Below are 22,388 nucleotides of genomic sequence, written 5' to 3' on the forward strand. Positions count from 1 at the left end.
GCCCCCGCCCCCGCAGCCCCGATCATCAGCATCTCCGACAGCGAATTGCTGGGGGTGCAAAGCCAGCTCAACAGCCTCAAGCAGCAGGTTTCCCTGGCCACCAATTACACCCAACTGGAAAGCTCACAGGGCCAGGTGCAAGTACTGATTCAGGAGATTGAACGCCTGTCCACATCGCTGCTGCCTGGACAGGCGCAATTGCAGGCGCAACTCAACGTGCTGGGGCCAGTGCCGCTTGACGAGAACGCTCAGGTGACGACTGCCATTACCTCCCAACGAGACGCCCTCGGCGAGCAAAAAGACAAGATCGACAGTCAACTCAAAACCCTGGCCGCGCTAAAAATAAGTGCCGCCGAGCTGATCACGCAGATTGCCAGCATCCGGCGCAGCCTGCTGGAAGCGGAAGTGACCCAGCAGACCAGCAGCATCCTGAGCCCGAGTTTCTGGTCGCCATTGTTCGCTCTTCCGAATGAGGACCGTCAACGTTTCAGCGCCCTCATCGAGCAACTCAAGGCCACGCACCGGGCCGCCTGGCAACCCGGACAACGCGGGATCACGGCCGCCCTGCTCTTGCTGGCCCTGGTCATTTGGACCGTAGGTCGAAACCTCGCCGGCCGGGGCCTGGCGTGGCTGTGCTTTCATCGAATGCCAGCAGGCCGGCTGCGGCGCAGCTCCCTTGCGCTGGCGTCGGTGATGGCGACGGTGCTGACTGCCGGCATCGCCCTGCAATTGCTGCATTTTGCCGGGACCCGGCAACTGCCCTACCCCCCCCTGCTGGACGACCTGGCGCAGTATCTGGAAAAGCTGGCCTATACCTGCGTGCTGATCACCGGGCTGAGCCGCGCACTGCTGTCGACCAAACATCCCTCATGGCGCCTGCCCGATATTGCCGATCCGGTAGCGCTGGCGATGGAGCCTTATCCGCAGTTGCTGGCCAGCCTGCTGCTGGTGCTGGTGACCCTGGTGCAGATGAGCAATGTCACCGGCATGAGCGCCGAAGTGGTGTTGTTCGGTCGGGGCATCGTGGCCCTGGTCGCGGCACTGGTGATCGGTGCGCTGTTGTTGCGCGTCAGCAAGACGCGCAGAGACCTGATCGTTGCCGGCGAAGCCCCCGAAGGCGTCACCACCTTCGCCGGTCTGATTTACACCTTCACCGGCGTTGCCGTGGTGGTGTCCCTGTTCGCCCTATTGATCGGCTACGTGACGATGGCCCGGTTCATCACCTATGAAATGGTCTGGATATTCATCATCTGCGCCGGTTTCTACCTGCTCACACAGGTCTACCAGGACACCTGCGACTACGTTTTTTCGCCCCGGCAACCCACCGGCAAAGTAATCAAACAACTGCTGGGCATCGGCAATCCACGCCTGGAGCAGATCTGCACCGTCATGTCCGGGGCTGGCCGCGCCATCCTGATGCTGATCGGCGTCATTGCCCTGTTTGTCGGCGGCGTGGGGACGACGCTCGGGCAACTGGTCACCGGCACCGTGGCCGTACTCGGCGGCGAAGGGCTGCGCAAACTCAACATCGTCCCGGACAACCTGCTCAATGCCGTCCTCGCCCTGGTGATCGGCATCTACCTGATTCGCTCCTTTCGACGCTGGCTGGATAACGAGTTCCTGCCCAAAACCGAGATGGACCCGGGCATGTGCGCCTCGCTCAGCACCCTGTTTGCCAACATCGGTTACGCGTCCGTGGTGCTGCTCACGCTGTCGTCGCTGGGGATCAAGTGGACCAACCTGGCGTGGATCGTCAGTGCATTGTCAGTGGGTATCGGCTTTGGCCTTCAGGAGATCGTGAAGAATTTCATCTCCGGCCTGATCCTGCTCACCGAGCGTCCGGTGAAGGTCGGCGACCTGATCAGCATCAGCGGCGTCGAAGGCGATATACGACGGATCAACGTGCGGGCCACGGAAATACAACTGGCCGACCGCTCGATCATGATCGTGCCCAACTCCCACCTGATTTCCCAGAACCTGCGCAACGTCACCCTCGGCGGCAGCGCCCAGGGCGTGGTGATACTCGAACTGATGTTCCCGCTGGACATCGACCCGGAGCTTGTGCAAAACCTGCTGATGGACACCTATACCGAGCATGAATCCATTCTGGATAAACCAGTGCCGTTTTTGCGCTTCAGTCAGCTGAAACCGGAAGGCATCACATTGACCATCACCGGTTATGTCGGCAGCCCACGCACGGTCGGCGCGATCAAAAGCGAGCTGCTGTTTGAAATTCTCAAGCGGCTGGGGGCTGCCGGGATTGAACTGGCGAGATCGCCTGCCGCGTGATGCTTTGAAAGTGTTAAAGATGCGACCGTAGCCTTACATGGACAACTAGCGTTTGAGATGGACTTCGCTATCCAGATGAATCGCCTGCAAAAAAGCACGGTCGTGAGAGACCACGATCAATGCCCCTTGATACTGATTGAGCATTTGCTCCAGTGCGATTCGGCTGGGCAAGTCCAAATGGTTGTCTGGTTCGTCCAGCAACAGCAATTGCGGTGGCCGCCGTGCATACAATTGCGCAGCGAGTGCTATTTTCAGGCGTTCGCCGCCACTCAACTGGCAGGTCTTAAGCATCGCACGGTCAGCATCAATCCCCATCTGCGCCAAGCGGGTTCGTGCCTCGGCTTCGGGCAATTCAGGATTGCTCTCGTAGAGCCATTGCACCGCCGTGCGTTCGGGATACTGCAATCCGGCGTGTTGATCCAGCCAGCCGACATGGCAACTGCGGATGAGTTCGCCTTCGTGCGCCGGCAGTTGGCCAGCAATCACTCGCAACAGGGTCGACTTGCCGCTGCCATTAGCGCCCAGGATTGCCATGCGCATAGGCCCCGTCAACGTCAGATTGATCGGTGCCGCGTAGCCGAACGGGAGAATGAGGTCGTTGAGTTGCACAATCAGCTTGCCATTGGGCACTACGCTTTCCGGAGACAACATCATGCGTTGAATGTCCGGTGCACACCGCGCACGGCCCTCGGCGATCCGTTGTTGCTGCTGTTCCCGGGCCACCTGTTGATTGAGGCGCAATCTTCCCTGACTGTTTTCGCTGCGCTCTTTCTGGGCATTGGTGATGAGTTTGGTCTGGCTACCCTCTCGAGCCTGACGGTCACCGCGGGCATTACGCCGTTGCTGACGCTCCATTTGTACGATCATCTCGCGTTGCTCACGTTTGGCCTGCGACCGCTCACCTTGTAATGCCGACTGGAACGCCTGCTGCTCCTGCTCGCGCGCCGCTGCATATTGACTGTAGTTGCCGCCATAAGCCGCCAGCCCCAGGGGTGAAAGCTCGACAATTTCGTTGACGTGTTCCAGAAGGCTGCGGTCGTGGCTGATCAACACGAGACCGTTGGGCCAGCGCTCGATCTGCTGCGCAAGCTTGTGTTGCTGATCAATATCCAGGTGGTTGCTGGGCTCATCGAGAATCAGCCAGTCGGCCCTCGATAGCCACGCGCCCAGCAGCGCTACCCGTTGCCGTTCGCCACCACTGAGTGCGTCGGTGCGCGCGTCGGCGTTCAAGTGACCCAGGCCGATCTGCTGTAGCTCCACCTCAAGGCGCGCGGCGCAATCCCATTGGTCGACCGCCAGCACATGGTCGTCATCATCGACGCTACCTTGGGCAATGCGCGCAAGCGCCGCCAGAATATGGTCGACACCGGCCAGCGCGGCGACGCTGGGATAACGTTCGGGTTCGAGGAGTTGGGGCACGGCGTAAACCCGCCCTTCGCGACGGACGATGCCGCTGGTGGGCAGTTGCTCGCCAGTGAGGATCCGGCCAAGCAAGGACTTGCCACAGCCATTGGCGCCCACGATGCCGGTGGCCCTGGTATTGAAGGTGTGGTTCAAGTGATCGAACAGAACGCGCCCATCGGGCAGGTTGAACGACACTTGATCAAGTTGAAGTAACCGTTGAGTCATGACGCCCATACAACCAACAAACCGCATTGATCGCAACAGCAGCCATAATTTTCAGAAAGCTCCGTCAGACTCATGCTGAAAGTTCATTGTCGCCCCAGGCAATAACCATTCACTTAGCCTTCTAAGCGAATATCGATGGCATGAGCCGCTTTTAGATGTTTTGCCTGCGCCGCAATGGCACTGGTGGGACAAATCCCTGTAGTAGCTGGCGCAGCCGAACGTAAGCTGCGCCAACTGCTAGATATAACTCAATGGGCGATACACACCGACTTGAGCTCGGTGTAAGCCTCGATCACCGCTCGGCCAAACTCGCGGCCTATGCCCGATTGCTTGACGCCACCGAACGGCATCGCCGGGTCGAGCAGCACGTGGGCGTTGACCCAGACCGTACCGGCTTCGATGCGCGGCACCAGGTTCATGGCTTTGCCCAGGTCGTTGGTCCACAGGCTGGCGGCCAGGCCGTAGCGGTTGTCGTTGGCCAGTTCGATCACGGCGTCTTCGTCGTCGAACGGCATCACGCCCAGCACCGGACCGAACACTTCTTCGCGGGCCACGGCCATGCTGTGGTCGATGTCCGCCAGAATGGTTGGCTGCACGAAGAAGCCGTCGCCTTGCAGCAACTCGCCGCCAGTCACCACCCGTGCACCTTGCTGGCGGGCCAGTTCGATGTGCTTGAGCACGCTTTGTTGTTGCTTGCGCGACACCAGCGGGTTGATGGCCGCGTCGCAATTCATGCCAGCGCCAATCGGCATCGAGGAGACGACGGCGGCCAGGGCTTCGACGAATTGGTCGTGGATCGAACGGTGCACGTAGAAGCGCGAAGCCGCGGCGCAGACCTGGCCGTTGTTCAGCAAGCCACCGAGGATCGCGCCTTGCACGGCTTTTTCGATGTCGGCATCGGCGAGCACGATCATCGGATTTTTGCCGCCCAGTTCCAGGGAGAAGCGCGTCATGTTTTCCATGCACGCCACGCCGACGCTCTTGCCCACGGCGGTGGAACCGGTGAACGACACTTTGCTCACCAGAGGATGCGAGGTCAACACGCCGCCAACGGAGGCGCCGCCACCGGTGACCACGTTGAATACTCCGGCCGGGATGCCGGCTTCCAGCGCCAATTCAGCCAGGCGCATGGCAGTCAGCGGGGTTTCCATGGCTGGCTTGATGATCACCGTGCAACCGGTGGCCAGGGCCGGCATCAGCTTCCAGGCGGCGATCAGCAGCGGAAAGTTCCACGGCACGATACCGACCACCACGCCCACCGGCTCGCGTTTGGTGAACGCGGTGAACTTGGCGCCCGGTGGCAGCGGGATCGACACATCGAAGGTCTGGCCTTCGATCTTGGTCGCCCAGCCGGACATGTAGCGCATGAATTCCACGGTGGCGTTGAGGTCCAGCGCGCGGGCCATGTTGATCGACTTGCCCTGGCTCAGGGTTTCCAACTGGGCCAGTTCTTCGGCGTGTTCTTCGACCACGCGGGTGAAGTTCAACAGGATGCGTTCACGGTCCGCCGGGCGCAGGCTCGACCACACGCCGGACTTGAACGCCTTGTGGGACGACTGCACGGCGCGCTCGACGAGTTCCAGCGGCGCATCCAGGGTTTCGCACAGGGTTTGCCCGGTGGCCGGGTTGACCACGGCGTTGCTGTCGCCCTCGGCAAGCACCCACTGGCCATCGATGAAGCAGCCGTGGCGACGTTCGAGGAATGCAGCAACCTGGGGCAGGATTTCAACGTTGCTCATAATTCACCTTTCATTCAGACGAGTTGTTCAGGCGCCAATCCGGCCTGATCAGTGTTGTTCTTTGAGGAAGCACGCGACCGACTGGCGGTCGTCGGCGGAAGCCAGGCCCATGTAGGGCATGTAGGTGCCCGGCACGAAGGCCTGAGGCTGGGTGATCAGTTGCGTGATGTTCTCGGCCAGCCAGTCGACGTCTTTGTCGCGCATCGCCTGGGAGTAGCTGAAACCCGCCAGCGAGCCGGATTTTCGCCCATACACACCAAACAGGTTCGGCCCCATCATGCCGGTGGTGCCCTTGGTCACCGCGTGGCAGACGCTGCACTCGGTGGCAAACACCTCGCCACCACGGCGCGTGTCCGGGGCGCACTCGGCGGCGGACACCACCTGGACCAGGGTGAAGGACAGCAAACCGATCACGGGCAAACGCAGCGAAGTGAACATAGGAAAACGACCTTGAAAATCCACGCGTTCGCCAGCAAGCGAACGCCAACACTAAAAATGCCGAAGCAACGGTGCTTCGGCAGGTTGGTAGGGATTGTCGGTGGTCGCCGGCACGCAGGTTTTGCCCTGCGTGCCAGTTGTATTGGCCGGGCTGCCAAACCGGGCAATCTGGCATGCACAACCAACTAATTGGCAAACAGGGAAAAGGGCAAACAATAGCCTCGCCTTAGTATCCGGACAGACCGCAAACCTGCGCTCAAGAACAAGAACGGATGCCACACCATGCTCAAGTCCCCCTTGCTTCGTCTCTCGACGCTCGCGCTGATGATCAGTGCCGGCAATGCCGGTGCCTATGAACTCTACGCCGATGACGACAGCCACCTGAACGCTACCCTCGAAGCCGTATTCGGCATTTTCCACAGCCAGGAAAACTACGCCCTGTCCGGTCGCCTGAATGAAGGCAGCTCATCGTGGCGCGAGGGCTACATCAAATACGGCTTGAGCTTCGATCAAGGCCTGGGCGGTGTGGGCACCGCGTACGGCGCGGGGAACATGCTCAGTTCCGGCACCTGGGGCGACGGCGATACCGCCGGTTTCACCGACGGTTCGGAACGCACCACCAAGTTCGAAGACGCCTACCTCGGCTGGCGTTCGGCCGATCTGTTTGGCGCACTGGGCAAGGATGGTGTCGACCTGTCTTTCGGCCGCCAGAACATCGTGGTTGGCGACGGTTTCCTGATCGACGGTGACGCGCTGAACATGGGTAAAGGCCTGGCCGACGGCCAATTCAACCGTGGCGGCGCCTACTACCTGGCAGCACGCAAGGCCTTCGACGAAACGGCCGTATTGCGTCTGGGCGGCAAGGAAGGCTGGCGCAGCGACCTGATGTGGCTCAAATCCGACAACCGCGCCCAGGCCAAGACCGAAATGTACGTCGGCACCCTTGAGCACGTGGCCGAGGCCGGTACGGTCGGCCTGACCTACATCAAGACCACCGATATCGATGAACAGTACGCCTCGCCGATCCAGCTCGAACGCGACGGCATGAAGACCTACAGCCTGCGTGCGGCGGGCAACGCCGGGGTGAAAAACCTGTTCCTGTCCGGTGAATACGCCAAGCAGGACAAGCCTCACACCTCCAGCGAAGACGCCTGGTACCTGGAAGCCGGCTGGACCTTCTCCGACGCGGTCTGGACACCTAGCGCCAGCTACCGCTACAGCCGCTTCTCGGAAGGCTACGACCCCCTGTTCTACGGTTTCAGCCGTGGCTACGGCACCTGGTTCCAGGGTGAAGTGGCGGGCAACTACGCCGGGCCGTTCAACAGCAACTCGCGCATCCAGAACGTCACGCTGAAAGTCTCGCCGCTGGAAAACCTCAACGTCGGCGCGATGTACTTCAACTACGACACCATCGACCGCAACCTGGGCAACACCGATGGCCACGAAGTCGACCTGTACGCCGAATGGCACGTCAACGACCACCTGACCGTGATGCCGTTGGTGGGCATCTACCAACCGGACAAGAGCGCCGAAGACGGTGGTACCCAACTGGGTAACAACGATAAGAACGTCTACGCCCAGGTGGTGTTCGCCACCGGTTTCTAATCTCGGCCGCGGGCAACGGCGCTGTCGTTGCCCACGTGGAAGTTGAATCAGTTGGTGGGGAGCTTTCGTATCTGAGATTTGCCGTGCCTGATACACCACCTTCGCGAGCAAGCTCCCACACTGGATTTTTGCCATACACAAATCTTGCGTTCACCAAAGATCCCTGTGGGAGCGGGCTTGCCCGCAAAGAGGCCATCACATCCAGCATCAATGCTGACTGACACTCCGCCATCGCGAGCAGGCTCGCTCCCACAGAGATCTACGCCAGCCCACATAAATCTGGCACCCACAACCAACCACATGGCATGCGCGCAAACATGTCGCCGCGCACCCCGGGCGTAGTATCGAAGCCGACCTCGGAGCAATACCCGCTCCAGGGTGCCCTGCAATGCAACGCTGAACCCCCTCCATTTCTCACTAACAACAATAAATCGACCTTCGGGTCGCGGGAGATTTCTGTGCTCAAGAAAAGTGCGCTGGGCTGGCCAAAGATTGCCGGCCTCGGAATTGCGTTGGTGGTGGCCGGGCAGTTTTCCGGCTGGAACTTCGGGCTGGCGGCCGGTGGCTGGCTGAACATGTTGATCGCCATGTTGTTGATGGCCCTGCTCTGCGGCGGCCTGGCGTTGTGCGTGGCGGAGCTGTCCACCGCGCTGCCCAGCGCTGGAGGCGTGTTCGTCTATGCGCAAAGTGCCTTCGGGCCGTTCGTGGGTTATCTGGTCGGCGTGGCTTGCGCACTGGCGCTGACCATCGGTACCGGCGCGGCCGCGACCTTTATCTGCGCCTACACCGAATCGATTTTCGGCCTCGGTGGCTGGCCGGTGAAGATCGCCCTGTTCGCGGTGATCATCGGCATCCACATGCGCGGTGTCGGTGAGGCCATGGGCCTGACGTTCATTGCCGGCGTGATCGCCGTGGTCGCCCTGCTCACGTTTGGCGTGGCCATGGCGCCCCATGTCGAACTGGCCAATTTGCTGACATTGCCGGCCAACGTCGCGACACCGGTCAGCCTCGGCGGCATCTTCGCCTGTGTGCCGTTCGCGATCTGGCTGTTCATCACCGTCGAGCAAACCGGTTCGGCAGCCGAGGAAGCGCACAACCCCGGCCGCACAATGCCCCGGGGCATTCTCGCAGCCATCGGTACCCTGCTGGTGACGGCGCTGGTGGTGCTGGTATGCGCACCGGGTGCCGGTGGTGTCGAGCTGGTGGGTTCGGCGGGTGATCCGCTGTACGCAGCGATGTCCAGCAACAGCGCCTTCGGTGAGGGTTCGTGGCTGGCCAAGGTGATTGGTTGCGGCGCGGTGTTCGGCCTGATCGCGACCTTCTTCTCGCTGGTGTACGCCGCGTCCCGTCAACTGTTCGCCATGGCCCGCGATGGCCTGTTCCCGCAGTGGCTGGGCAAGACCGGCAAGCGCGGCACGCCTTACCCGGCGCTGATGCTGATCGGCATGATCGGCCTGCCGCTGTCCGAAGTGGACCCGGCCACCGTGATGCTCGCGGTCGTGCTGCTGCTCAACGTTTGCTACCTGTTGATCTTCGGCGCGTACCTGCATATCAAACGCAACCAACCGGACCTGCCACGGCCGTTCACCCTGGTCGGCGGCAAACTGGTTGCCTGGCTGGGCCTGGTCCTGACGCTGGTGGTGATCGCCGCCTGTTTCCAGCTCGACATGCTGATGCTGATCGCCCTCGCCGTGACCTTCACCCTGTGCATTTTCAACTACCTGCTGCGCAACCGTCGCACCACCGCCATCGAGGTTCCAGACCATGCCTGAAGACACTCTGCTACAACGCCGCCATCGCGTGCTCGGCAGCGCCTCGCCGCTGTTCTACGACAAACCTCTGCATCTGGTGCGTGGCGAAGGCGTCTGGCTGTTCGACGTCGATGGCCGCCGCTACCTCGACGTCTACAACAACGTGCCCTGCGTCGGTCACTGTAACCCCCACGTGACCGAGGCCATGCACCGCCAGGCCACCACGCTGAACATCCACACCCGCTACCTGGATGAACAAGTGGTGCGCTACGCCGAGCGCCTGACCGCGACCTTCGCCGAACCGCTGGACACCGCGATGTTCACCTGCACCGGCAGCGAGGCCAATGAACTGGCGCTGCGCCTGGCGCGGTTCGCCAGTGGCGGTACCGGCATCATCGTCAGCGACTACAACTACCACGGTAACTCGGCGTCACTGGCCGAAGTCACCACCGCCCTGCCCTCGCCGGAACCCTTTGCCGCCCACGCCCGCGCCGTGCCGATTCCGTGCCTGTACCGGGCACCGGCCGGCACCACCGAGGCGCAACTGGCCGAGCAATACGCAGCCAACATCGCCACCGCCATTGCCTCGATGCAGGCCCAGGGTATTCGCCCCGCCGCGCTGCTGATCGACACCCTGTTCGCCAACGAAGGCTTGCCACGGGTTCCAGCCAGCTTCGTCAACAAGGCCGCGGCGCTGATCCGCGCTGCGGGTGGCCTGTTCATCGCTGATGAAGTGCAGTCCGGTTTCGGTCGTACCGGCGATCACCTGTGGGGCCATCAGGCCCACGGCGTGGTGCCGGACATCGTCACCCTCGGCAAACCGATGGGTAACGGCTATCCCCTGGCCGGGTTGATCACCCACAAGGCGCTGGTCGAATCCTTCGGTCGCCACGCCATGTACTTCAACACCTTCGGCGGCTCGCCGGTGGCGGCAGCGGTGGGCATGGCGGTGCTGGATGTGATCGAGCAACAGCAACTGCTGATGAATGCGCAAAACGTCGGCGCCTATGTACAGCAACGCCTGCAAGTGTTGGCGAGCAAACACTCGATCATCGGCGACGTGCGCGGCAAGGGCCTGTTCTTCGCCATGGAACTGGTGCGCGACCACGCCAGCAAGGAGCCGGCCGGACTGGAGGCGCGCAAGGTGGTCAACGACATGCGCGAGAACGGCGTGCTGATCAGCAAGATCGGCGCCGGCGACAACATTCTCAAGCTGCGCCCGCCGCTGGTGTTCGGCCTCGACCACGCTGACTTGTTCGTCGACACACTGGACAGCGCCCTGAGCGCGATTTGAGGCTTTTGCCATGACTGAATTCCACACCCTTGCATTCGACACCCTGAGCCATGACCAGCAAGTGACCCGTCTGCACGAACTGGCGCGCCATGCCCTGCAACAGTGGGACGGCGAATTCGCCGACATCGAACTGGTGAAGTTTCGCGAGAACGCGGTGTTCTCGGCCCGCCGCCACGACGGTCAGCGGGTGGCCTTGCGTATCCATCGCAATGGCTATCACTGCGAGGCCGCGCTGCGCTCCGAGCTGCAATGGATGGAAGCCCTGGCCGGCGCAGGCATTACCGTGCCGCAGATTATCCGTGCGCAAAATGAAAGCCATCTGATCGAAGTCACCCACCCGGCCATCGGCGAGGCGCGGCACATCGACATGCTCGCCTGGCTACCCGGTGCTATCGCTGGCACTTCCGAGGCCGGGGTGCAGGCCGATACTGAAATCGATTTCCTGTTCAACGAAGCCGGTGCGATTGCTGCGCGCATCCATCTGCACTCGGCGGATTGGCAACAGCCAGACGAGTTTGTCCGGCATGCCTGGGATGAAGAAGGCTTGATCGGTGCCAACCCGTTCTGGGGGCGTTTCTGGGAGCTTGCGCAGCTCAGCGATGAGCAGCGGGATCTGTTGCAACAGGCCCGGCGCAAGGCGCGCAAGGACTTGCGTCAATACGGGCGGCACCTGGGCAACTTCGGCATGATTCACGCGGACCTGGTGCCCGAGAACCTGCTGATCGAAGGCCCGCGTCTGCGCCTGATCGACTTCGACGATGCCGGGTTTGGCTGGCACATGTTCGAGTTGGCCACGGCCTTGTACTTCTGCCTGGATGACCCGCGCTTTGATCAGATCAAGGCGGCGCTGCTCGACGGCTACAACGCGGTCAAACCGCTGACCGAGGCGGATCGCAAGACCCTGGCGCTGTTCCTGATGCTGCGTGGCACCACGTACCTGGGCTGGATTCACACCCGCCAGGGCACGCCGACGGCGATAGAAATGGCGCCGATGTTGATTGAGCGGGCTTGTTTGTTGGCTCGGGAATATTTGCAGCAGTAACGATGCTTTTGTGGCGAGGGAGCTTGCTCCCGCTCGGCTGCGCAGCAGTCGTAAACCCGGTCATTGCGGTACTTCTGAAGCACCGCAATGGCTGATTTTGGGGCTGCTTCGCAGCCCAGCGGGAGCAAGCTCCCTCGCCACAGGATTACCTTCCGCCTCAAGAGCCGCTATCCCGCCGGATCAAGCCTGTCCAGCGCCCGATTCACCGCCAACTCCCCCAGCATGATCACTTGCGCGATGCCCAGCAGGGTGTTGCGGTGCGTACCTTCCAGGAAACCCGCCAGGTCATTGACCATCACGTTCGCCGAGGCCAGCGATTCGCAGGCGTGGGCCAGCAGGGTTTCGGTGTCGATTTGCGGGTTGATGGTGAACATCGTGGAGGGTTGGTGCGGGGTGGCCATGATGTGCAGGGCCGGGTTGGGGCAAGCGTCGTTGTCCGGTGGATCAGGGGTAACCTTTGACATGTTTCGAACTCCGAAAATGGAGCCGTCACCGAGTCGCTGCTAAACGATGGGTGGCAGCTGTGCGCAGGTTAGCAGACCGGGGAGTACGATACCGGCGCGCCCGAAGACGCCCTGCGCACAGCTACCATGAAGTCCAGGCATGAAAAGACCTGACTGTTTGGAATGCAGATGCGCTTCGTAACACCACGGGCTGCTAAACCCGATCACTGGGAATCAGTGACGCGGACCAAGTTACCGATGGCCTCCAGGGCGCACAAGCCGGCGGATTCTGGCGTACCTGTAGGCAACGACGCAAGGCGTTGTAGCTTGCAGGAAGTGACGCCTACAGCCGTTAAACACGCATATCGAGCGGACGCATTTGTGGCGAGGGAGCTTGTCGGATCGCCGCACCGTCCCGCTCGGCTGCGCAGCAGTCGTAAAACAGGTAATCGCGGTTTGACTGACTCATCGCAAATTCAGCTTTTGGGGCCGCTTCGCAGCCCAACGGGAGCAAGCTCCCTCGCCACAATCAGCAATGCGCCCCGGCATGCTCAACGCGATGAAACAACCGGTTGAAATACACCAGGCTGTCGCGCGGCTCCCGCACCCCAACCTTCGTCAGTTCCACGAACATCACCGAATGCGAGCCCACTTCCTTGCACTCGGTGATCCGCCCCTCAAGCTGCACCAGGGCATCGCGCAGCACCGGCACGTCGGCGGCGCCGTCGTCCCACAGGTCCCAGGCGAAGCGTTCGTCCATCGGCACCTTGGTCATGCCGGCGAAATGACGGGCCAGTTCTTCCTGCTCGCCACACAGCACGTTGACGCACAGGTGGCCGTTGGTGCGGAACACGTCGTGGGTGGCGCTGTTGCGGTTGACGCACACCAGCACGGTGGGCGGCGAGTCGGTCACCGAGCACACGGCGCTGGCGGTGATGCCGCAACGACCGCCGGGGCCGTTGGTGGTGATGATGTTCACCGCGGCAGGCAGCTGCGCCATGGCGTTGCGAAAGTCGATTTGCTGCTGGCTCAGGTCGGCCATGTCGATGCCCCTTCCTTCAGGAGGGCCGCTATCTTGCGGCCCGTAGGTGATGGAACAAGACTAAGGCTGCGGGCGCGGTACAACCATTCTGACGATCCCCATGGCAGGGTTGGGTTTCCGCTAGTCGACTAGGTGGTTTCTTTATCGCAAGGGCCGGCCACAGTGGGTATTCTGCATACTGGCTCCAGAAAGATGAGCCAATGCGTGCCGCACGCTCCCGTGCGAAAACAATAATTAGAAAACTTTCGTGGCAGCCCCGATGGAAATCCGTAAACCGATTGTTTATATCGTCGACGACGACAAGGACCTGCGAACCTCACTGGCCTGGTTGCTGGAGTCGGTGAGCGTGCAGGCGCAGTGCTTTGCCGGCGCCGAAGAGTTCCTCAGCCAGTACGACCCCAAGCAGCCCGCCTGCCTGGTGCTCGACGTGCGCATGCCGGAAACCAGCGGTTTCCAGTTGCAGGAAATCCTCAACCAGCGCGGCAGCACCTTGCCGACCATTTTCGTCTCGGCCCATGGCGACATTCCGATGTCGGTCACGGCGATGAAGAACGGCGCGCTGGATTTCGTCGAGAAGCCCTACAACCCGCAACAGATGATCGACCGCATCCAGGCCGCGCTGAAGACCGCCGTGCACGCCCAGGCCGATCAGCAGCAGCGTCAGAACCTGCAGGGCAAGCTGGCACTGCTGACCACCCGAGAGCGGGAAGTGTTGATGCTGGTGATCGATGGCAAGGCCAGCAAGGTGATTGCCCGGGAACTGAACATCAGCGTGAAGACCGTTGATGTGCACCGCACCAAGATCAAGGAGAAGATGGGCGTGAGCAGCATCGCCATGCTGGTGCGCGAGGTGCTGCATTTACCGGTGGATGAGCCGGCGCGGCACTGAGGGATCTGCGGCAGTCATGAGGCCGCCATCGCGAGCAGGCTCGCTCCTACAGGTCGATCCCGGCCAGGCACAAATTCTGTGTTCGCTGGAGATCCACTGTAGGAGTGAGCCTGCTCGCGATGAGGCCGGCAGACTCAACATCAATGGCGGGTGTCAGATCTGGCTATACCGCTTGCGATAAGCACCCGGTGACACGCCGAAGCGCGATTTGAACGCCGACGAGAAGTAGCTCGAATCCGAGAACCCCCACGCATAACACAGCGCCGAAAGCTTCTGCTCGACATCGGCGCGGCGCAGGTTTTCGGCGCAGAAGTCCAGGCGGCGGTGCTTGATGTATTGCGCCACCACCAGCCCGCGCTTGGAGAACATCCGGTACAGGCCGCGCACGGAAATCCCGACTTCACGGGCAATCAGCTCGGGGCACAGTTCTTCGTCGCTCAGGTGCGCGTCGATGAAGGCGATGATCTTGCGAAATTGCCGCTCATGGGCGTCTGCACCGCAGTCGCGGGCGCTGATGCCCGGCAGCAACAAACTGGCCAGGGCATCGAGCACGGCCTCGCTTTCCTGCATGTCCAGCCCGTCCTGCTGGCGGGTGTCCAGCACCAGCTTGTTGGCCATCGCCGCCAGGGGGCTGCCGGCCGCGATGCGCGTGGCGCAGTTGACGGCATTGAAGTGCGAACCGCGCTCAACCACCTGGCGCGGAAGAATCAGCGACAGTTGTCGGCAATCGTCGTTGTAGATCATGTCGCTGGGACGGCTGGCGTCGATCAGGGCGATGTCGCCACAGCCCAGTTGCGCGCGGTTGTCGCCCTGCTCCAGTTGCGAGCTGCCACGCAGCTGGAACACCGCGTAGTAGTGGCCGTCGCTGCTGGTGCTGACGTCCTTGCTGGTGCGGTACAAATGCACGTGCGCCATGTCGACCACACTGAGGTTGATCGCACCGCTGCGAAATTCCGTCAGTTCGCCGTAGAAATCGGTGTCCAGCGCCCGGGCATCGAAACGCCCACAGGCCTGGTTCACCTGGCTCAACCAACTTTCGAACGCCTCGTTGCGCACCGTCGATGCTGTAATCATGTCCGCAAGCCTCAGGTTTTTGTTGTTATTTTTCGACCGCTTCATCGAGCGGTTCGTCAAAACGGTTGTTTCTGTAGCCATCGCCTCCCTCGACGGCCGCCGGGCGCCCATTCAACAGGCTCCGGCCCAAGCTTTCCAGTCGACTTTCAGTTAAAGGTCCAATACCAGACGAGCGGAAAGCGCCCGTGATACACAGGCGCAAATCTGCTTGTTGGACGCCTTTTCCTTGTTCGACAGACAGTTGTCGCGGTGCTCCGGCAAGCCGTCCAGCACCTCGACGATGCACGTACCGCAAATGCCTTCGCGGCACTCGGTGTCGATGTCGCAACCATAGGCCTGCAACACATCGACCAGGCTGGTGTTGGCCGGCACTTGCAGCACCACGCCGGAACTGGCCAGTTCCACTTCGAACGTACCCGCCGGCGCGCTGTTGGCGGCCGGGTCTGCGGCGAAGTGTTCCAGGTGAATGGCATCGTCCGAGCGACTGCGGGACGCCACTTCCACCACTTTGTTCATGAAGGGTGCCGGGCCGCAGGTGTAGACGTGGGCGGCGCTGCCGGCACGCTCCAGGCATGCGCTCAACGCTGCGTCGAGATCCGCGGGTTCCACGCCATAGTGAAACTCCACGGATTCAGCAAAGTTCGCAGCCAACAGCTCGGTAAACGCCGCGTACTGCGCCGAGCGGGCGAAATAGTGCAGGCGATACGGCTGGCCGCTTTCCGCCAATTTGTAGGCCATGCTCAGCAGCGGCGTGACACCGATACCGGCGGCGAACAACACATGTTCGCTGGTACTTTCATCGAGACGGAACAGGTTGCGCGGCGCACCCATTTCCAGCTCCATGCCCTCTTCCACTTGCTCGTGCAGCGCCAGCGAACCGCCGCGCGACTGCGCTTCTTTCTTCACCGCCACCAGGTAGGCGCGGCGATCCTGTGGCGGGCTGCACAGCGAATACTGGCGGGTCACCCCGGTCGGCCCGGTCAGGTCGACGTGGGCACCCGGTTCATAGGTGTCGAGCGGCTGGCCGTCACTGCGCACGAGGCGAAAGGAACGGATATCCAGCGCTTCGTCGACGATCCTTTCGATCTTCACCTTCATCATTGCATCACCTAAAACTGGTTATTTCGGTTAATTCGGACAGCTAACAGTCTTGAGCCAGGCACCACCCTGTGGCGAGGGAGCTTGCTCCCGCTCGACTGCGCAGCAGTCGCAAAACTCTTCAGTGTCAGCAATATTTGGGGGCCGCTTCGCAGCCCAGCGGGAGCAAGCTCCCTCGCCACAGGTTCTAAATCACCCCTGCTTTCTCAGCGCATGAACAAACCGCCGTTGACGTCCAGGCACGCGCCGGTCACGGAGGTCGCGTTGTCGGCGACCAACAGCAACACGCTGTCGGCGATGAACTCGGGGTCACCGAGGGTGCCGGCCGGGATCATCTTGAGGATCTGTTCCAGTCGCTCCGGAGCCACGGTCTCGCGCACCACAGGCAAGTCCAGCGGACCCGGCGAGATGCTGTTGACCGTCACGCCCTGGGGCGCCAGTTCACGGGCGAAGACCTTGGTCAGAGTCGCCACGCCACCCTTGGCCGCCGCGTAGTGCGCGCCGGTGGCGGTGCCGCCGTTCTGCCCGGCAAGCGAAGCGATGTTGACGATGCGCCCGAAGCCGCGCTCGGCGAAGTGCGCGCCGAACACCTGGCAGGCAACAAAGGTGCCGCGCAGGTTGATCGCCATCGACTCGTCGAATTCTTCCGGCGTGATGTCCATCAGCGCCGCGACTTTCGACACGCCAGCGTTGTTCACCAGAATGTCAGTGCCGCCCCAGTGCGCGGCGAGCAGGTCGCGGGCACGCTGGAAGTCGGCCTTGCTGCGTACATCCAGCTCGATGGCGACGGCCGTGGAGCCGCTGCCATCCAGATCGGCGGCCAGATGCCGCACGCCATTGAGGCGCACATCGGCCAGGCCGACGCGATAACCCGCCGCATGCAGACGACGGGCGATGCACTCGCCCAGTCCGCGCGAGGCACCCGTTACAAGGGCTACTCGACTCATGATGTTACCCTCACAAAAGGAAGCCGAGCGCGCTCAGGCTGTCGGTGGAGTTGATCAGCCGTACCACTTTGCGCTCCAGGGTCGGCACGCCATCGGTGAAGCGGATACGGTGGTTCAGGTCAGCCACAAACGGCGTGTGCACACCGCGCTTGTAGGCGTACAGCAGTTGCGCCGAGTTGACTTCGACGATGTCGCCGGCCGCTTCCACCAGACGGAAACGCGAGATCGTGCGAATGGTTTTCGCCGCGTCCACCGCCGACGGCGAGTAGCCGGCGGTCAGGCGTTCGATGCGCAGGTCACGCATGCGCGCATCGTCGTAGGCGTAGTTGAGGGTCGCTTCGAAATCTTCGGTGTCCGGGTCGATCGGCACGATGTACTTGCCGCTTTCGCTCCACAGGGTCGCCCATTCGGCGTAGTTCTTGTGGTCGAGCAGTTCGGCTTCGCGCCAGATGAATTCGATGGCCTGGGCCAACGGGCCGGAAAAACCATTCAGGGTGTCGTGATTGCTCATTGGCTCATCATCCTTTTCCACATGTCGTAGGCACCGCGCATGCCGCCTTCGTCGGTGGCGTGGCTGACCTTGTCGCCGTTTTCAGCGGTGATTTCGCGGTTCAGGCCGCGGTTGACCAGGATTGGCGCATCGACGCCGGCATACGAGCCGCGCTGCACGCGATCCCAGGCTTCGGCATCGTCAGGGCTGCCAAAACCGAACGGGCCCTGGAAGTGTTCGTGGATGCGCATGCGTTCGCGGTTGGCGATTTCCGGGCCGCCGTCCATGCCGAGGGCAACGTGACGGATCTCGGTTTCGGTGACCGATACCGGGCGCAGCACGCGGAAGAACGACATCGACATCGCCACGTTGGGGAACAGGTTAAGGTTGAAACCGGCGCCGTGCAGCGAGCGCACGATGCGACGGACCTGATCGGCCGGCATGGTTTTCGACAGTTCTTCAGTCACATGGGCGAAGCGCTCCTGCAACTGCTCGGTGCCGTCGTCATGATCGAGATCGACGTGCTCCGGCACCATCACCATCACGCTGTGGCCGTTGCCCAGGGAGTGGGTGACGGCTTGTTCGTCGGTCATGAACGAGAGCATTTCCGAGGTTTCTTCATCCACCGACGACATGAACGACTTGTGCACGATCGGGAAGTGGTAACCGTCGGTGGTGTTTTCCAGCTGGATCTTCCAGTTGCCCTTGAAGCTGAACTTGTGTTCGCCCTGGGTCTTGATCGGGTAACCGGCGCCCTGCTTCATGAACAGGTCCATCCAGTGCTTGGCGCCGCCGAGGAAGTCTTCCAGCGGTTCGATCTCGTCGTTGTAGCTGGCGAAGATCATGCCGGCGTAGCGTTCGACGCGCAGGCTGGTCAGCGGCAGTTCGGATTTCTCCAGGATACCTTCGTAGCCATCCGGATACGGCAGCGCACGCAGCTTGCCGTCCAGGCCATAGGACCAGCTGTGGTACGGGCAGGTGAAACCGGTGGCGTTGCCCTTGTGCTTCTCGCACACGGTGGCGCCACGGTGCCGGCAACGGTTTTCCAGCACGTTGATGTTGTTCTTCTTGTCGCGCACGACAATCACCGGGCGACGGCCAATGGTGGCGGTCTTGAAGTCGCCGCTGTTGCGCACTTCGCTTTCGTGGGCAACCCACACCCAGGTGCGGTAGAAAATCTTGTCCAGCTCGGCTTCGAACAGCGCCGGGTCGTTGTACAGCGAGACATCGACGCGGTCGTGCTGGACCAGGTCTTCGGGGCTTTTCGACGTTGCGATCAGCTGATATTCATGAGTGCTCATGCGGTTCTCCTCATGGCTTCTTTTTATGATTTTGTTTTAGAGCCAGGCCGCTCGGCGGCCATGCTCTGTTGCAGTTGCGCGCCGAAGGCGCAGACCAGTTCGTCCTGACCTTTACGACCGACGATTTGCAGGCCAACCTTCAGCCCGCCGCAGTCGAGTTCCACCGGCACCGTCAGAGCCGGGTGGCCGCTGAGGTTGAAAGGCCGAACCAGCGGAGTCATGCCGGCCACGGCCTTGCTGCCGGCGCGGACTTCGCTGAGGGTCGGCGGCAGGGTCGGCATTGTCGGCAGCAGCAATACGGCAAAGTCTTCCAGCGCCGCGTCCACTTGTTGAGTGAACGCCGTGCGCACGGCTTCGGCCTCGGCCAGGTCTTGGCGAGTGGTGCGGCTGGCTGCCAGCAGACGTGTTTCCACATCGGCGCCGATCAGGCCCTTGCCGGTCAGGTGACCGAACGCCGCCCAGTTTTCAAAATTGATCACGGTCAGGCCGGCGGCGAACGCCGCTTCGAATTCGCTCAGGTGCAGGTTGCTTCGACGCCATCCGGCGCGGTCCGCGGCGGCACCCAGGCTGGCTTGCAGGTGCGCATCGCAGGCCACCTCGAGAAAACCGACCTTGGCGCCTTCGCCCGGCAAGTCTTGAATTGCAAAGCCCGGGCAGATCACCTGCATCGCGGCGATCAGGTCGTCCATGCTTTTGGCGAACGGCCCGACGCAATCGAGGCTGGATTCCAGCGGATGGGCGCCGACACGGCTGACGCGACCATAAGTCGGCTTGAGACCGGCAATCCCGCAGCAGGCTGCCGGCACCCGCACCGAACCACCGGTATCGGTGCCGATGGCGATGTCCGCCAACCCGGCCGCAACCGCCGAAGCCGAGCCGCTGGACGAGCCGCCAGGAACACGATCCGGCGCTTGCGGGTTGATCGGTGTGCCGGTCCAGTCGTTGATGCCGGTGACGCCGAACGCCAGTTCATGCAGGTTGGTCTTGCCGACGATCTGCCAGCCGGCGTCGAGGATCGCATCGACCACTTCGGCGTTTTTCGTCGCCGCCGGAGCATCGGCAAACGCGCGGCTGCCCGAGCGGGTCGGATGGCCGGCGATGTCGATGGAGTCCTTGATGGCGACGCGCTTGCCGTTGCCACCGAGGAGGAATTCGCTGATGAACGTACTCATGCGCCCGCTCCCAAGGTGAAGAGCTCCGTATTGAACAGCCGTTGCGTACGGAAATGCGCGATCAGCCAGACGCCGTCGACACAACGAAAATCGATGTTCAGTCGCGTGCCGAACAACTCGTTGCGGCCATCGGCGTACGTCGAGATCTGCTGCATGATCCACTGCCCCTGCGCTGCCTTGCCGTCGACCACAATCGACTCGCTGGTGAGGTAATGCAGGTTCAGCTTGAAGTGGTCGGACGGCGGCAGATAACCGCCGACAAACGCGGCCACCGCCTCACGCCCCTGGTGCTGACCGAAAGTCTGTGCGGTCTGGGTGCCGAGGCCTTCCCAGATCGCATCCTCGGTGAACAATTGCGCCAACTGGCTCAGATGAATCGCCGCCCGCGGCACGTCGCACAGGTCCATGTAGTGCGCCATCAGGCGACGCACTGCGCTTTCCCCTTCGAGCTTCGCCAGATCCCCTTCGAGCGTCGCCAGACGCTGCAGCAAGGCCTCGTTCATGGCTTACACCTTGGCCGCATCAGGAATGGTCAACGGGCGACCGATGCGCGCTTCGATCTTGGCGTAGCGCCACAGGCTGTATTGGCCAACCGGCGTGGTGCGGAACAGGTTGCAGGCGTCGATCACCGACTGGTGGCAGTCGACGTCGGCCATGATGTACACGGTCCAGGGCGAAGTGGTGGACGGGCCGACCATCAGGCGGTCGTCGTCCATCGCGCCGAGCACGGTGATGCCGGGCATGGCGCCGAGGTCACCCATCATCTGGCTGAAGCCTTTCCACACGCTCAGGCCTTCGCCGGTGGGCAGGTCGAAAAAGTTCTGGGTGATGCCGATGCAGAAGACGACGCGCAACGGTTCCTGGGTAGCTTGGGACATGCTGTTGATCCTTGAAAAAGTGAAAAATCAATAGGGTTCAGATGTAACCCGGGAACGGCGGCACGCCGAGTAACACCGAGCCAGCGCCGTCGTACAGGCCTTCGCTGAGGAAGGCGTGCTGGGTCACCACCATCGAGTCGCGCAGGTAGCGTTGCAGCGGATGGCGCAGGTAAATGGCGGTGGTGCCGGCCAGGCTGTAGGCGCTCTGCACCACCTCTGCACCGGCTTGGGACACATGAATGGCCGACAGGCGCAACAGGCTGGTCTGCTCCGGGGTGACCGGGTTGCCGGCCAGGATCGAGTTCCACACCTGCTCGGTGGCGTTGTAGAAGAAACCGCGGGCGGCGCTGAGCTTGGCTTCAGCCTTGGCGATCTCGATGCGCACGTAAGCGCGGTCGGACAATTTCGGCGCGCCGGTGATGCCGCTGCCGCCAGCCATGCGGCTGATTTCGTCAAGTGCGGCACGGGCCAGGCCGAGGTTGACCACTGCCAGCACTTGCGCGGCGTAGGCGATCGACGGGTAGCGGAACAGCGGCTCGTCGATGGTCGCGGCACCGCCACGGATAAACGTCCAGCGCTCATCAACGCGTTTATCGCTCACTCGCAAGTCATGGCTGCCGGTGCCTTTGAGGCCGACCACTTCCCAGTTCTCGACGATGTCTACCTGCTCCGGGCGGAACACAGCGGTGCGCGGCTTGCCGCCGGCGGCGCCGATGCCAACGCCCAGCAGGTCTGCGCCTTTGCAGCCGCTGGCGAATTTCCAGGTGCCGTTGACCTGATAGCCGCCTTCCACGGCCTCGGCCGGTTGCAAGGGGAACAGGCCGCCGGCGAATACCAGGTCAGGGCTTTCGGCGTAGAGCTCCGCCAGGGTTTCCCGCGGCAAGGCGGCAAGGTAGACGCCGGCGCTGCCGAAGCTGGCCACCCAGCCCGCCGAGCCATCGGCTTCGGAGATGCGCTCGATCATTTGCAGGAACAGCGACGGTGCCAGGGCATCGCCGCCGAAGCATTTCGGCGTGGCGGCGCGGTAGATGCCCACCTGCTTGAAGCGCTCGATCATGTCCCGAGGTACGTGGGAAACAGTGTCGAATTCTTCGCGACGCTGGCGAACCTCATCCAGCACTTGCTGAAATAGCTGACTCTCGACCATTGGTACGACCGGGGCGGACACAGGGTCTTGTTGCGCGACAGCTGAACGCAGCATGGGCTAGTTCTCCGTTTTGATTATTGTTAGTGGGGCTGCACCGAGAAGAGGTGTGGCTGCCCTTGC

At 62.0% G+C, this 22,388-nt stretch carries 21 protein-coding genes; 7 read left to right on the forward strand and 14 right to left on the reverse strand.

The window, feature by feature from the left end; genetic code table 11:
- A partial coding sequence (locus tag KGA96_RS22890; protein ID WP_223515053.1) for a DUF3772 domain-containing protein occupies positions 1 to 2,289 on the forward strand: 2,289 nt, incomplete at its 5' end.
- Positions 2,290 to 2,334: 45 nt separating this feature from the next.
- On the opposite strand, the gene KGA96_RS22895 is transcribed toward KGA96_RS22890, so the two are convergent.
- From KGA96_RS22895 to KGA96_RS22905, 3 genes are all read right to left on the reverse strand, one after another.
- Complete coding sequence (locus KGA96_RS22895) at positions 2,335 to 3,918, reverse strand: ABC-F family ATP-binding cassette domain-containing protein (protein WP_223515055.1); 1,584 nt, start codon at positions 3,916 to 3,918, stop codon at positions 2,335 to 2,337.
- Positions 3,919 to 4,166: 248 nt separating this feature from the next.
- On the reverse strand, positions 4,167 to 5,657 hold the full coding sequence (locus tag KGA96_RS22900) for an aldehyde dehydrogenase family protein (protein ID WP_223465005.1): 1,491 nt from the start codon (positions 5,655 to 5,657) through the stop codon (positions 4,167 to 4,169).
- Between the two features lie 48 nt (positions 5,658 to 5,705).
- The gene (locus tag KGA96_RS22905; RefSeq protein WP_223465004.1) at positions 5,706 to 6,095 is read right to left on the reverse strand and encodes a c-type cytochrome; all 390 of its coding nucleotides are present in this window, start codon (positions 6,093 to 6,095) and stop codon (positions 5,706 to 5,708) included.
- Positions 6,096 to 6,377: 282 nt separating this feature from the next.
- Here KGA96_RS22905 and KGA96_RS22910 point away from each other — a divergent pair, with 282 nt between their 5' ends.
- The 4 genes from KGA96_RS22910 (at position 6,378) to KGA96_RS22925 (ending at position 11,787) form a co-directional block, all read left to right on the forward strand.
- Positions 6,378 to 7,700 carry an alginate export family protein gene (locus KGA96_RS22910; protein WP_223465003.1) on the forward strand — a complete coding sequence of 441 codons (1,323 nt, stop codon included), beginning with the start codon at positions 6,378 to 6,380 and terminating at the stop codon, positions 7,698 to 7,700.
- A 458-nt stretch (positions 7,701 to 8,158) separates the two neighbouring features.
- Positions 8,159 to 9,472: an amino acid permease gene (locus KGA96_RS22915; RefSeq protein ID WP_046040371.1), complete on the forward strand. Its 1,314-nt coding sequence runs from the start codon at positions 8,159 to 8,161 to the stop codon at positions 9,470 to 9,472.
- Positions 9,465 to 10,745, forward strand: coding sequence for an aspartate aminotransferase family protein (locus KGA96_RS22920; RefSeq protein WP_046040370.1), 1,281 nt, complete (start codon positions 9,465 to 9,467; stop codon positions 10,743 to 10,745). Before KGA96_RS22915 ends, KGA96_RS22920 begins: the two co-directional genes overlap by 8 nt.
- A 10-nt stretch (positions 10,746 to 10,755) precedes the next feature.
- A complete protein-coding gene (locus KGA96_RS22925; RefSeq protein ID WP_223465002.1) occupies positions 10,756 to 11,787 on the forward strand; it encodes a phosphotransferase enzyme family protein in 1,032 nt (343 codons plus the stop codon).
- Positions 11,788 to 11,954: 167 nt separating this feature from the next.
- On the opposite strand, the gene KGA96_RS22930 is transcribed toward KGA96_RS22925, so the two are convergent.
- Both KGA96_RS22930 and hpaC read right to left on the reverse strand, forming a co-directional pair.
- Positions 11,955 to 12,251, reverse strand: coding sequence for a DUF6124 family protein (locus tag KGA96_RS22930; RefSeq protein ID WP_223465000.1), 297 nt, complete (start codon positions 12,249 to 12,251; stop codon positions 11,955 to 11,957).
- A 508-nt stretch (positions 12,252 to 12,759) separates the two neighbouring features.
- On the reverse strand, positions 12,760 to 13,272 hold the full coding sequence (hpaC, locus tag KGA96_RS22935) for a 4-hydroxyphenylacetate 3-monooxygenase, reductase component (protein ID WP_046040366.1): 513 nt from the start codon (positions 13,270 to 13,272) through the stop codon (positions 12,760 to 12,762).
- A 259-nt stretch (positions 13,273 to 13,531) separates the two neighbouring features.
- Here hpaC and KGA96_RS22940 point away from each other — a divergent pair, with 259 nt between their 5' ends.
- Positions 13,532 to 14,161 (forward strand): response regulator transcription factor, encoded by a 630-nt coding sequence (locus tag KGA96_RS22940; protein ID WP_046040364.1) that lies wholly within the window; start codon positions 13,532 to 13,534, stop codon positions 14,159 to 14,161.
- 153 nt (positions 14,162 to 14,314) lie between these two features.
- Here KGA96_RS22940 and feaR read toward each other — a convergent pair whose 3' ends face one another.
- Positions 14,315 to 15,235, reverse strand: coding sequence for a transcriptional regulator FeaR (gene feaR / locus KGA96_RS22945; protein ID WP_223464999.1), 921 nt, complete (start codon positions 15,233 to 15,235; stop codon positions 14,315 to 14,317).
- Here feaR and KGA96_RS22950 point away from each other — a divergent pair.
- Positions 15,234 to 15,389 carry a hypothetical protein gene (locus KGA96_RS22950; protein WP_223457861.1) on the forward strand — a complete coding sequence of 52 codons (156 nt, stop codon included), beginning with the start codon at positions 15,234 to 15,236 and terminating at the stop codon, positions 15,387 to 15,389. The genes feaR and KGA96_RS22950 overlap by 2 nt on opposite strands.
- Here KGA96_RS22950 and KGA96_RS22955 read toward each other — a convergent pair.
- The 8 genes from KGA96_RS22955 to KGA96_RS22990 form a co-directional block, all read right to left on the reverse strand.
- Positions 15,386 to 16,336: a PDR/VanB family oxidoreductase gene (locus KGA96_RS22955; protein WP_223464998.1), complete on the reverse strand. Its 951-nt coding sequence runs from the start codon at positions 16,334 to 16,336 to the stop codon at positions 15,386 to 15,388. The genes KGA96_RS22950 and KGA96_RS22955 overlap by 4 nt on opposite strands.
- Before the next feature lie 203 nt (positions 16,337 to 16,539).
- On the reverse strand, positions 16,540 to 17,280 hold the full coding sequence (locus KGA96_RS22960) for an SDR family NAD(P)-dependent oxidoreductase (protein WP_223464997.1): 741 nt from the start codon (positions 17,278 to 17,280) through the stop codon (positions 16,540 to 16,542).
- 10 nt (positions 17,281 to 17,290) lie between these two features.
- Positions 17,291 to 17,791 (reverse strand): aromatic-ring-hydroxylating dioxygenase subunit beta, encoded by a 501-nt coding sequence (locus KGA96_RS22965; RefSeq protein WP_046040360.1) that lies wholly within the window; start codon positions 17,789 to 17,791, stop codon positions 17,291 to 17,293.
- Positions 17,788 to 19,071 carry an aromatic ring-hydroxylating oxygenase subunit alpha gene (locus KGA96_RS22970; RefSeq protein WP_046040359.1) on the reverse strand — a complete coding sequence of 428 codons (1,284 nt, stop codon included), beginning with the start codon at positions 19,069 to 19,071 and terminating at the stop codon, positions 17,788 to 17,790. Before KGA96_RS22970 ends, KGA96_RS22965 begins: the two co-directional genes overlap by 4 nt.
- 23 nt (positions 19,072 to 19,094) lie before the next feature.
- Positions 19,095 to 20,243: an amidase gene (locus tag KGA96_RS22975; protein WP_223515058.1), complete on the reverse strand. Its 1,149-nt coding sequence runs from the start codon at positions 20,241 to 20,243 to the stop codon at positions 19,095 to 19,097.
- Positions 20,240 to 20,746, reverse strand: a complete 507-nt coding sequence (locus tag KGA96_RS22980; RefSeq protein WP_223515061.1) for a nuclear transport factor 2 family protein — start codon at positions 20,744 to 20,746, stop codon at positions 20,240 to 20,242. The genes KGA96_RS22975 and KGA96_RS22980 overlap by 4 nt, the downstream gene beginning before the upstream one ends.
- 3 nt (positions 20,747 to 20,749) lie before the next feature.
- A complete protein-coding gene (locus KGA96_RS22985; RefSeq protein ID WP_046040355.1) occupies positions 20,750 to 21,121 on the reverse strand; it encodes a hypothetical protein in 372 nt (123 codons plus the stop codon).
- Between the two features lie 37 nt (positions 21,122 to 21,158).
- Entirely contained in the window at positions 21,159 to 22,322 is a 1,164-nt protein-coding gene (locus KGA96_RS22990) for an acyl-CoA dehydrogenase family protein (protein ID WP_046040354.1), read from the reverse strand.
- Positions 22,323 to 22,388 lie beyond the last annotated feature (66 nt).

Origin of the sequence: Pseudomonas sp. GL-R-26, from assembly GCF_019947365.1 — a bacterium.
Taxonomy (GTDB): Bacteria; Pseudomonadota; Gammaproteobacteria; order Pseudomonadales; family Pseudomonadaceae; genus Aquipseudomonas.